8 protein-coding genes are annotated in these 12,015 nt (G+C 65.8%); all 8 read right to left on the bottom strand.

The window, feature by feature from the left end:
- Positions 1-298 precede the first annotated feature (298 nt).
- Complete coding sequence (locus BJD12_RS20830) at positions 299-1,717, bottom strand: cryptochrome/photolyase family protein (protein WP_005988359.1); 1,419 nt, start codon at positions 1,715-1,717, stop codon at positions 299-301.
- A gap of 254 nt (positions 1,718-1,971) precedes the next feature.
- Positions 1,972-3,402: a replicative DNA helicase gene (locus BJD12_RS20825; RefSeq protein WP_005988357.1), complete on the bottom strand. Its 1,431-nt coding sequence runs from the start codon at positions 3,400-3,402 to the stop codon at positions 1,972-1,974.
- 221 nt (positions 3,403-3,623) lie between these two features.
- The gene (locus BJD12_RS20820; protein WP_005988355.1) at positions 3,624-4,178 is read right to left on the bottom strand and encodes an NADPH-dependent FMN reductase; all 555 of its coding nucleotides are present in this window, start codon (positions 4,176-4,178) and stop codon (positions 3,624-3,626) included.
- A 255-nt stretch (positions 4,179-4,433) separates the two neighbouring features.
- On the bottom strand, positions 4,434-6,374 hold the full coding sequence (gene asnB / locus BJD12_RS20815; protein ID WP_039425316.1) for an asparagine synthase (glutamine-hydrolyzing): 1,941 nt from the start codon (positions 6,372-6,374) through the stop codon (positions 4,434-4,436).
- A gap of 19 nt (positions 6,375-6,393) precedes the next feature.
- Positions 6,394-7,032: a glutathione S-transferase family protein gene (locus BJD12_RS20810; protein ID WP_005988351.1), complete on the bottom strand. Its 639-nt coding sequence runs from the start codon at positions 7,030-7,032 to the stop codon at positions 6,394-6,396.
- A 149-nt stretch (positions 7,033-7,181) separates the two neighbouring features.
- Complete coding sequence (locus BJD12_RS20805; RefSeq protein ID WP_039425323.1) at positions 7,182-9,725, bottom strand: DUF3857 domain-containing transglutaminase family protein; 2,544 nt, start codon at positions 9,723-9,725, stop codon at positions 7,182-7,184.
- 88 nt (positions 9,726-9,813) lie between these two features.
- Complete coding sequence (locus tag BJD12_RS20800; RefSeq protein ID WP_005988347.1) at positions 9,814-10,989, bottom strand: acyl-CoA dehydrogenase family protein; 1,176 nt, start codon at positions 10,987-10,989, stop codon at positions 9,814-9,816.
- Positions 10,990-11,147: 158 nt separating this feature from the next.
- Positions 11,148-11,939 carry a glycine zipper 2TM domain-containing protein gene (locus tag BJD12_RS20795; protein WP_005988345.1) on the bottom strand — a complete coding sequence of 264 codons (792 nt, stop codon included), beginning with the start codon at positions 11,937-11,939 and terminating at the stop codon, positions 11,148-11,150.
- Positions 11,940-12,015: the final 76 nt, after the last annotated feature.

Here is a 12,015-nt window from a genome sequence, read left to right as displayed (position 1 = left end):
CACGTGGCTGGCTCACCATTCAGGAAAACGTTTTCGGCAAAACGTATCGAAAAGCGATCAGCAGCGCGCATGCGCGCAGCCATCGGGCAAAGAAACAGCGCAGAAAACTTCGGATGTTGAGCGACTGCACTCCAGACTGCGTGCAGCTCACGCATCTTCTAGAAGTTGGATTCCAAGACGACCACCGCGACTCCAACCAGGCACTGATCAAATCCGCGGTATCGACGTTGTGTGCATCAATGTGGCAAGCGTGTGCAGCGGCGCTTGCGCAGCCAACCACGCACGCGGCTCAGATGCACTACCCACGTGTCTTCGCATACGCCGCCAGGGCCGCATCGCGCCCCTCGGCCAGCCCGATGATGGGCGAGCGCGGATACTCCGGCGCCAGACGCGCCAGCGACAACGGATGCAGCCAGGGGGCAAAGCGTTCCTTCACTGCCAGCTTGCCGAGCTCGGGCACCCAGCGGGTGATGTAGGTGGCCTGCGGATCGAACTTTTCTGCCTGCGTCACTGGGTTGAAGACCCGGAAATACGGCGCGGCATCGGCACCGGTGCCGGCGACCCATTGCCAGCCCATGGTGTTGTTGGCCAGGTCCGCGTCAACCAGCGTGTCCCAGAACCAGCGGGCGCCGTCCAGCCAGTGCACGCGTAAGTGCTTGCACAGCAAGCTGGCCACGATCATGCGCACGCGGTTGTGCATCCAGCCGGTGTGCCAGAGCTGACGCATGCCGGCATCGACGATGGGAATGCCGGTGCGCCCGCGTTGCCAGGCCTGTAGCGCGACCGGATCGGCCTTGGCCCAGTCGAATCCTTCGAAACGCGGATTGAGATTCTGGTTGGTGGTGTCCGGGAAGTGATGCAGCAGGTGATACGAAAAATCGCGCCAGCCCAATTGGCGGATATAGCCATCGATCTCGGCAGCATTGCGCGCGTTGCGCTGCGCTTCCAGCGTGCTGGCGATCCGCCACGGTGCGATCTCGCCGAAGTGCAGATGCGGCGATAGCTGCGAGGTACCGACGCGGTCGGGCCGGTCGCGGTTTTCGCGATACCCGTCGAGCGCACCGTCGATGAAGATCTCCAGCATTTCATGCGCACCGGCCTCACCGGGCTGCCAGTGCTCCCAGAACCCGTGGTCCCAATCCAAGCGCGGCAGCAACGCCAGCGACTCCAGCGCAACGGTCTCCAGCGTTGCCGGCAACGGCGGCAAACTGCGTGGCGCAGGCACGGCGGCGGGCAACTGCAACTGGGTGAGCGCGTTACGCCAGAACGGAGTGAAGACCTTGTACGGGCCGCCCTGTTGGGTGGACAACTGCCAGGGTTCGAACAGCAATGCAGCATTGCAGCTTTGCACCTCGATGCCGCGCTCACGTAGGTTGCGCTTGATCTGCGCATCGCGCGGCTGGGTGGCTGGTTCGTATTTGCGATTCCAGTACACCGCCACCGCGCCGGTCTGCGCGATGACCTCATCCAGCACCTGCGCACTGTCGCCGGCACGGATGACCAGGCCGCTCCCCAGCGCACGCAGCGTGTCGTCCAGCGCCGCCAGCGAGCGATGCCGCCAGCTGCGCGAGGCCGCGCCAGGCGCCCACTCGCCCTCTTCATGCGGTGCGTCGATGTAGAGCGGAATCGGGTCGTGCCCGGCATCGAGCGCGGCACGCAGGGCCGGGTTGTCCTGCAGACGCAGATCGCGACGAAACCAGACGATGGCGTAAGACATGCGAACTCGGCGACGGCGGCAAGGCTGCGCAGCATAAGCCAGCGAACGCAACGATGGCGCGACGCCAGGCCTGCCTGCCGTGCAAATGCATCGTCCTGCGACGGGCATCGGTCGACGTTGTGTCGCAGTGGATCGCTCAGGCACTACCTTAGCGGCGATGCCTACACGCCTGCTAATCGACAAGGCGCATGCGATACCGTGCAACCGGCGTCCAACTACTACATGCGACCGACTGCAGAGCAGTCGCAAGGCCGTTATTCGAAGCTGCCCACCGAATCATGCGCCAGATTGTCGAAGCGGGTGTATTCGCCGAAGAACTTGAGTTTGCACGAGCCGGTCGGGCCGCCTCGGTGCTTGCCGATGATGATCTCGGCCAGGCCCTTGTCCGGCGAGTTTTCCTTGTTGTAGTAATCGTCGCGGTAGATGAAGACGATCATGTCCGCGTCCTGCTCGATCGCGCCGGATTCGCGCAGGTCCGCCATCACCGGGCGCTTGTCGGTACGCGTTTCCAGCGAGCGGTTGAGCTGCGACAGCGCGATCACCGGCACGTTGAGTTCCTTGGCCAGGCCCTTGAGACCACGCGAGATTTCCGAAATTTCGGTTGCGCGGTTTTCACTGTTGCCCGGCACCGACATCAGCTGCAGGTAGTCGATGACGATCAGGCCCAGGTCGTGTTCGCGCTTGAGCCGGCGGCACTTGGAACGCAGCACTTCCGGCGACACGCCTGGCGTATCGTCGATGAAGATCTTGGTTTCCTTCAGCATCTTGATCGCGCCGGTCACGCGCGCCCAATCCTCGTCTTCCAGTGCACCGGTACGCAGACGCTGCGCATTGATGCGTCCGTTGGAAGAGATCAGACGCATCGCCAGCTGCGATGCCGACATTTCCATCGAAAACACCGCCACGCCCTTCTTGGACTTGATCGCAGCGTATTCGGCAATGTTCAACGCCAGCGTGGTTTTGCCCATCGCCGGACGCGCGGCCAGGATGATCAGATCGGTCGGTTGCAGGCCGGCGGTCATCGCATCGAAGTCGGTGTAGCCGGTCGGCAGGCCGGTGATGTTGCCGCCGTTTTCGAAACGGTTGCGCAGCTCTTCGAACGCGTCCTTCAAGGCGCCCGGCATCGCCACGAAATCGGTGCGTCCGCGCGCGCCGGCTTCGGCGATCTTGAACACCGCTTTTTCCGCCGATGCCAGCAACTCCACGCTCTCGCGGCCTTCCGGCTGGAAGCCATCGTTGACGATGGTGGTGCCCACTTCGATGAGCTGCCGCAGCACCGCCTTGTCGCGCACGATTTCGGCATACGCGGCGATATTGGCAGCCGACGGCGTGGTGCTGGCCAGCTCGATCAGGTACGCACCATCACCGACCTGCTCCAGCTTGCCCTGCGATTCGAACCACTCGCCCAGCGTAACCGCATCGAACGGGCGATCCTTTTCGGAGAGCTCGCGAATGGCGCGATAGATCAGCCGGTGGTCGCGTCGATAGAAGTCGTTTTCGGTGAGCTGGTCGTTGACCCGGTCGAATGCATCCGGCGCCAGCATCAGCCCGCCGAGTACCGCCTGCTCGGCCTCGACCGAGTGCGGCGGCACACGCAACTGGTCCAGACGCGGCTCGGGACGATCGTAATCTTCGTCGTCGCGATCGCGATTACGCTTGGAACGGAAACCAGGACGAGCGGACATGGACAAACAAACCTGACGCGGGGAGACGAGGGCAGGAAGCATAGTCATCGACAGCGCCGACGACCATGCACAACTCTGTGGATAACTGGTGGACAGCCAGTGCATCACCCTTGTACGCAAACGCTGTCGCAACAGCCGCGACCCTTGCCCTGCCTGGCTTTCATCGCCCCGACACGGCTGCCCGGCAGGCGCACGCCCGCCGGGACGACGCTGTGATCAACTCACTGCTTGAGGTGCGTGACCAGGCCAAGAAACGCGTTGACAAAGCCTTGCAGGAACTTGCGGCTGTCGGCATTGGCGATCTGATCGTCCGGCCCGAACAGGCCCTCCTTGTACTGGAGGAACACTTCCGGCTGGCCGAGCACATGCATGTTCAGGTAGGCCAGTACGTTGCGCAGATGCTGCTGGGCGGTGGCCGTGCCGATCGCACCGACCGAGATGCCTACCACCGCCGCCGGCTTTCCGCTAAATGCGCTGTCGCCGTAAGGCCGTGAGCCGGTATCGATGGCGTTCTTGAGCACGCCGGGGATCGAGCGGTTGTACTCGGGGGTGACGAACAACACCGCATCGGCCGCGCGGATCTGCTGCTTCAGGCGCGTGCCCTCTGCCGGGTAGTCGCTGTCGCGGTCCTGGTTGTACAGCGGGATATCGCCGATCTCCACATACTCGAACACGGCCTTTTCGCCAGCCAGATGCTCCAGTGCGCGCGCCAGTTGACGGTTGTACGACTCTGCGCGCAGGCTGCCGACCAGGACGGCGATGGTGATCTTGCTCATGGGGACGCTCCGTGGAAACAGGGCCCCACCCTACCCAGCACGATGCCTAGAGCCGGTGAAGTGCCACCCGGCGCCGACCCATCAACCGTCGACGCACGCAAATGGGGCGCCTCAGTCTGCAAGTGCTGACGCCCCCATCCGGCCTGATGCCGAGCTGCGTCGTCGAGCATCAGCATCAACTTGGCAACTGCAACGCGGGCTCGCACACGACGCAACCGTGGGTCGCCGCGCACAAGATCAACGCGGTGACCAAGATCAGCGCGTCATCGCCGCGCGTTGCGCGCGCCAATGCGCCTGCCAGGCCTGGAACATCAGCACCGTCCACAGGTGCGTATGCCATTTGCGTTCGCCACCGTTGAAGGCGCGCCATAGCCCGGCCACGGCGTCGGCAGCGAACACGCCCTCACGCTCCAAGGTGCCGTGCGCGAGCAGGTCGTCCGCCCAGCCATGCAGATCGCCGCGCAACCAGGCGCTGACCGGCGCGCCGAAGCCACGCTTGCCGCGGTAGACCATCGGCTCGGGCAGATACCGGCATAGCACGCGCTTGAGCAGGTACTTGCTGACTCCGTCGCGGTACTTGAGCGACAGCGGCAGCGACCAGGCGAATTCAGCCACGCGCCAGTCCAGCAGCGGCGCGCGCGCTTCCAGCCCAACCGCCATGGTGGTGCGGTCCACCTTGCACAGCAGATCGTCGGGCAGATACGCCGCGAAGTCGGCCAGCATCATCGCGTCGGCCGGGGTGCCGGAGCCGTGCAACGGATCGGCCAGGCTGTAGAAACTGTCTGGTTCGGTGGCGCCCAGCACCACCGCGGCCGGGTCGCGCCAGCGCGAAATGCGGTTGCGGTAGATATCGCCGATTCCGCGTGCGCCGGCTTCCGCCACCAACGCAGCCAGCCCGCCGGTGCGCGAGGACTCGCCGTTGCTGCGCGCCGCCACCGCCATCAAGCGGCGCAATGGGCCTGGCACCAGGCCGTGCATGCGCCAGTTGCGTAGCGCGCGCTGGTAGCGGCCATAGCCGAAAAACAGTTCGTCGCCGCCATCGCCGGATAGCGCAACCGTCACCCCGCCGCGCGCCAGCCGCGCGACCAATGCGGTGGGCACCTGCGAGGCATCGGCGAAGGGTTCGTCGAACATGTCCGGCAAGGTCGGCACCACCGCCAGCGCATCGGCACCGCTGACGTACAGCTCGGTGTGGTCGGTGTGCAGATGCGTGGCCACTTCGCGCGCCAGCGGCGCTTCGTCGTGATGCGAGCCTTCGAAGCCGATGCTGAAGGTGTGCACCGGCTGGCTGCTTTGCGCCTGCATCATCGCGGTGACGATGGACGAGTCGGTGCCGCCGGACAGGAACACGCCCACCGGCACGTCGGCCACCATGCGCAGCGCCACCGCATCGCGTAGCACGCTGTCCAGTTGCTCTTCGGCCTGCGCATCGGTGCCGGTGAACGGCGCTGCCAGCGCGCGCTGCATCGCTTCGCGCGCATTCCAGAACGGCTGTTGCGCCTGGTCGGGACGGTGCGCCGCCGCACCTGCCGCCACGGCTTGCGCATCCACCCGCAACACGCGGCCGGGCATCAGCTTGAAGGTGCGTTCATGGATGCAGGCCGGCGCCGGGATATAGCCCAGCCGCAGCAGCAAGGTCAGCGCATCGCGATCGACCCCGTTGTCGAAGTCAGGGTGCTGCCACAACGCCTTGAGTTCGGAACCGAACACCAGCGTATCGCCGGCCCAACCGTAGTACAGCGGCTTCTTGCCGACGCGGTCGCGCGCCAGGAACAGGCAGTTGTCGCGCTCGTCCCAGAGCGCGATGGCAAACATGCCGTTGCAGCGCGTCAGGGTGTCGTCCAGCCCCCACTCCACCACCGCCGCCAACAGCACCTCGGTATCGGAATGCCCGCGGAAGCGGTGACCCAGCGCAGCGAGGGCAGCGCGCAGTTGCGCGAAGTTGTAGACCTCGCCGTTGTAAGCCAGCACGTAGCGGCCGTCGGCCGAGCGCATCGGCTGATGGCCTAGTGGCGATAGATCCAGAATGCTCAGCCGTTGGTGCGCCAACGCCACACCGGCCTGCGCGTCGCACCAGGTGCCCGCATCGTCCGGGCCGCGATGGCGCAGGGCCGCGCCCATCGGTCGCACCAGCGCATCGAGCTGCTCGCCATGCAGACGCGGCGACGCCAGCAGCATTCCTGCCAATCCGCACATGCTCAGCGCTCCTGCCGACTCATGCCGCCACCGCCGACGCGGCGGGCATCGGAACGAAGCCCGGCAGCGCCTGCACGCGTTGCAGCCAGGCACCGATCGCCGGCCAGCGCTCCAGATCGAAGCCGCCGTCTTCGGCGCAGTGGGTGTACGCAAACAGCGCGATGTCGGCGATGCCGTAGTCGCTCCCGGTAAACCAGGCGTGCTGCTGCAGATGCTGCTCCATTACCGCCAGCGCCTGCTCGCCGCGCACGCGCAGCTGCGGCAGCTCGGCGCGGCGCGATGCATCGCGCGGGGTCCACAGGCTGATGAAACGTGCCACCGCCACATACGGCTCATGGCTGTATTGCTCGAAGAACATCCAGCTCAGCGCCTGCGCGCGTTGCCACGCGTCGGTGGGCAGGTAGGGCGTGCCCTCGGCCAGCCAGAACAGGATCGCGTTGGATTCGGTCAGCACGCGGCCGTCGTCGCGTTCCACCATCGGCACCTTGCCGTTGGGATTCTTGGCCAGGTATTCCGGGGTGCGGGTCTGCCCGGCCACGCTGTCCACTTCGACCCAGTGATAGCGGCTACCGAGTTGCTCCAGCAGCAGACGCACCTTGTAGCAGTTGCCGGAACTGGACATGCCATGCACGGTCAACGGGGGACGCACGGTGGACATCAAGCTGGCTCCGCGGCAACGACGAGGGGGCTGGCAGTGTCACAGCCCCGCGTGCCTTTGCAAAGCCCTTTGCGCGCAACCGCAGCCGTCTGCCGCCGCCGTTGCGTGCGTTGCAATCGCCAGTCGCGCTGCAGCAGCGATGGCCCATCTCAGGCCGCCGCGACAATCGCCACAGGTACGCCCAATACCGCAATCACCACGCCCAGCAGCGACAGCGTCAACGCCCAGGCGCCAAAGGCGCGCGTGCGCGCGCACCCGGTAGCACCGGCAACGGCCTGAACCGAGCACACCGACCACCACAGGCCCCCGAGCATCAACAACAGCACGCACAGCGACAACTGCGCCATGCCGGCCGGATCGCTGGCACCGCTCTGCAGCAGGGCCGGCTTGCCCTTGAGCGCCACCAGCCCGGCGAGCACGCACACCAGCCATGGCAAGACGCTGCCCGCCATCGCCGGCAGCAGCCGTGTGACCTGCGCCGCGCTGCCCATCCAGCGCAACAGCTGTTTGAGCAGCACGCAGCCCAGCACCAGCACCACCCCCACCGCCACAGCACCGGCCAGCTGCATCCACCACGGCAACGCATGCAGCCACATCCACGCCGACACCAGCGTGGTCACCGCAAACACCGCCCATGCGCTGCGGCGCAGACCGAGCTGCTGCGGCATGCGCTGCACCGTGCCGTGCGGGTCGAACAGCAGCCCGCCCAGCCCGCCGCCACGCCACCAGGCCAGGCACCCCAGCACGAGCACGATCAAGGCCAGCAGCCCGACCAGTGGGTAGCTCAGTGCCCGCCAATCGGTGGGTTGCCTGCGCCGCTGCGGCTTGAGGTCGTGATTGAAGTACAGCAGGTCGCGCGCACGCTCCATGTCGGCCGCCGCACGTGCCACCCCATCGGCGGGAATGCGGTCGGTGAAGCGCCGCCATTCACCAACAATTTCGATGCGACCATCGCGCATCGCGATCGTGCGCGAGAAGCGAAACCAGGGGTTGGACACGATCTGCGTGTCTGCGTCCACTGTCGTTGCCGGGTCGGTCTGCACGCGCACCGTCTGCCGCGCCAGCTGCGGCCCGCGCAACACCAACGGGCTCTTGCGCGCCTCCTTGGACAAGCTATCCATCCAGTCGCCTAGCTGGAATAGCGGGAAACCCACTTCGTCGCCTTCTGCCACCGGCCATTCCAAGCGGTAGGTTTCGTGCGTGCGCACATTCAATGCATCGCTATCGTCGATGGTCGGCTCATCGACCTGTGTCAGCGCGGTGTAGTACTGCTGCATGAACTCCAGATAGCGCTCGCCCATCGCTTGCGCGCCATCGTTTTCAAAACTCGATGCCACCCGCTCGCCACGTCCCTGCCGGTAGGTGGTGTCCACGCTGAAGGTCGCCACGCGCTGCGGTTTGCGCAGCGAAATCGCGATGTCTTCGATCACCTCTACCTGCGGCATGGTCGGCATCGGCGCCGGTACGTCGACCAGGGCGTCCTGCCCGGCCAGGACCGGCAATCCGCGCACGAACGGCAGCGGCCGGCGCTGCGCAAGCGGGCCGTCCTCGCGGTCGCGCGTGGCATCCACCCACACATCGCCCTGCGGCAGATGTGCGCGCACCACCACATGGTCGAAGGCATAGGGGCTGGGCAGGCGCTTGTCCAACGTGGCGCCCTTGTCGCTGTTGACCAGCACCGGCTCGGCGCGGATGCCGGCCAGCTGCAGTAGCGCAATCAACAAGGTTGCCTTGTCCTTGCAATCGCCATAGCGGTTGCGCAAGGTCAGTTCCGGCGCATGCGGTGCATGCGAGTTCTCGCCCATGTCCAGGCCGACGTAGCGGATCTCGCCCTGCACGAAGGCCACCGCGCGCAACAATGCGCCCTGTGCATCGTCGCTACGCAGACGCAGGCTCTGCCTCATGCTGGCAGCCACCTGCGCATCCTTGAATGCCGCCGGATACAACTGCGCGGCCCACGCCGCCACACTCGCCCAGTTGCCGGCGGTGGACACTTCGATCAGGCCGTACGGGTCTATATCGTCGGGCGCGCCTTTTTCCTCCTGCACGGCAGCGAGGTTGCTTGCCCCGATGTTCAACAGCGCGACCCCATCGGCCTTGCTCACATTGCGGCTGAAGCCCGGCGCGCTGATGCGCCACTGCAAGGTCATGTCGGCGGGATAGCGCACACGGACCCGGCGTTCGCCCAGCGGCACGCCGTAACGCGCGTCGAAGATGTCGTAATAGCCCTTGCCGAACACCGGGTTGCTGCCGGTGATGGTCACCCCGTAATCCACCCGATCGCCGACGCGCAGGTCCGGCAAGGTGATCGACAGCGTCAGCGCGCCATCGATGAGGCCGTCTTCCAGGCCGCTTTCGCGGCGCAGCTTGGCGTAGTGCGCGCGGGCACGCATGTCGATGCGTTGGCCCGCGCGCCAGACATCCAGGCTGTTGAGCTGCAGCGTCTGATACTGCGGCTGGTAGTCGAGGGAAATCTGCCCGGCCTCGTCCAGGCTTTTGGCCCGCTGCACCGTATAACTCAACCGCCGATATGCGCGCACGGCAGGGCCGGTGAGATCGACCTGATCGGACACCAGCTCATAGCGCAATCCGCTCGCGCCCGGCACGCTGTCGGGCACCGCATCGGCGACCACCCATGCCGGCGCCGGCGCCATGCTCGGCGCCTCGTTTGCCTGCGACGGTGATATCGCGATTGCGGCAATCGCGCAGACCCCGCATACCATCCAGAACACGCCTCTCAGGCGTCTTACCACATCCTTGCCGATCAACACCTGCTCCTCGTCAAAACGCGTTGAGTCCCGTCAGCGCACGTCCCACCACCAACTGATGCACGGTTTCGGTGCCCTCGTAGGTGATCACCGATTCCAGGTTGAGCGCATGCCGGATGGCCACGTGTTCGGTGGTGATGCCGGCCGCCCCCAGCAGGTCGCGGCATTGGCGCGCCACGTCCAGCGCCATGCGGCAATTATTCCACTTTGCCAGGGATATCTGTTCCGGCCGCAGCGTCCCGGCCTCCTTCAAACGGCCAAGTTGCAGCGCCAGCAACTGCGCGGTGGAAATCCGCCGCGCCATATCCGCCAGCTTGATCTGCGCGCTCTGGGTGGCCGCCAGCGGCCGCCCGAACAGGATGCGTTCGCCTGCATAGGCCAGCGCCTCGCGCAGGCAAGCCACCGCCGCCCCGATCGCGCCCCAGGCGATGCCGTAGCGGGCCTGGTTGAGACAGCCCAGTGGCGCCTTCATGCCCGCCGCGCTCGGCAGGCGCATCTGTTCGGGCACGAACACGTTATCGAGGAACAACGCCGAGGTCACCGAGGCGCGCAGGCTCATCTTGTGGGTGATGTCCTGCGCAGAGAAGCCGGGGCTATCGGTCTCCACCAGGAAGCCGCACACGCCATCGTCGGTATGCGCCCAGATGATCGCCAGGTTGGCGATGCTGCCGTTGGTGATCCACATCTTGCCGCCGTTCAAGCGCCAACCGTCCCCATCGCGCACCGCACGCGTGGTCATCGCCGCCGGGTCCGAGCCGCCTTGCGCCTCGCTCAGGCCGAAGCAGCCGATCACGCGGCCTGCAGCCATCTCCGGCAACCAGCGTTGGCGTTGCGCGTCGCTGCCATAGGCATGGATGGGATACATGCACAGCGAGGATTGCACGCTGACGAAACTACGCAGGCCGCTGTCGCCGCGCTCCAGTTCCTGGCAGATCAGCCCGTAGGACACCGCCCCCAGACCCGCACCGCCATCGTCGACCGGCAGGCTCGCACCCAGCAATCCCAGCTGCGCCAGTTCCGGCACCCATTCGCGAGGGAACCGCCCCGCGTCGAAGGCGTCGCCGATCGCCGGCAGCACCCGCATATCGGTGAAGCGCGCCACTGCATCCTGCACCGCCCGCTCTTCGTCGGTCAGCAGCGCACGGACATCGAACAGATCATCGGGACGCACCGGCATGTCGGCTTCCACTCAGGAGAAGCGGCGATTATCAGCCAGTTACCGGCCGAACATGGCAGCCGACGTGTTCGGTGCACGGGATTGACCGCTGGCGCCCGAAACGAAAAGAGCCGGCATTGCCGGCTCTTTTCTTGCTGACGCAGCGATCCGGGCGGATGGCTGCCAGCGGTTTACTGACGCGTGCTGGCCGAATTCACGGGAACGCCCCGGTCACCAGCCGTCGACGCGGTCTGGGTCACCAGCTGGCCGTCGACCACCGGCAGGCGATCGCTCGCCGGCTTGTCGTTCATACGCACGGTCTTCTCGAAACCGTCGTAGCGGTAGGTCACGTCGTAAGCCACCACGTTGTCGGCGTCGCCCAGCGAAATACGCTCGCCCGGCTTGCTGTCCATGCGCATCGTGCCTGTGGTGCCATCGGCATTGCGGTAGGTCACGTCGTAGCCCACCACGCGCGAGGAGCTCGAATTGGCGTTCTCGGTGTGGCACTGGCGCTCGGTGCGATCCACCACACGGCCGCCCACATGATTGCGATCTACGCGATTGCCGACCATGCCGCCACCGACCGCGCCGGCCACCGTGGCCAGTTTGCGGCCGTTGCCGCCACCCACCTGGTTGCCCAGCAGGCCGCCGATCACGGCACCGGCGACGGTGCCGCCGACGTTGCCATCACGCTCGGGCAGACGTTCCTGCACCACCACGTCGCGGCACACTTCGCGCGGCGAGGAGTTGGTGGTGGTTTCGCGAATGGCAGCGCTGTTGACGACCTGCGCGTACTGCGGCTCACGCTGGGTGATCGGTGCGACCTTGACCACGTCGGCGTACTCGAGGCCCCGCGGCGCCGGCTCGCCGTTGGCGACGAAGTCACCCGACGACGGGCGATTGTTCATGAAGGCGGCAGTGGCCACGCCTCCCACCAGCAAGGCACCGGCAGCGACCAGTATAGTTGTCGTGTTGCTCTTCATAACCAGCTCCCTGCGGACGCACCGCGTTGTTGACGGCGTGATTCCAGCACGGGAACCCTGAACGAAAACGCCCTCG

Origin of the sequence: Xanthomonas vesicatoria ATCC 35937, from assembly GCF_001908725.1 — a bacterium.
Taxonomy (GTDB): domain Bacteria; phylum Pseudomonadota; class Gammaproteobacteria; order Xanthomonadales; family Xanthomonadaceae; genus Xanthomonas; species Xanthomonas vesicatoria.
The sequence above is the reverse complement of the archived record's forward strand: the minus strand, read 5'-3'. Positions and strand labels throughout refer to the sequence as shown.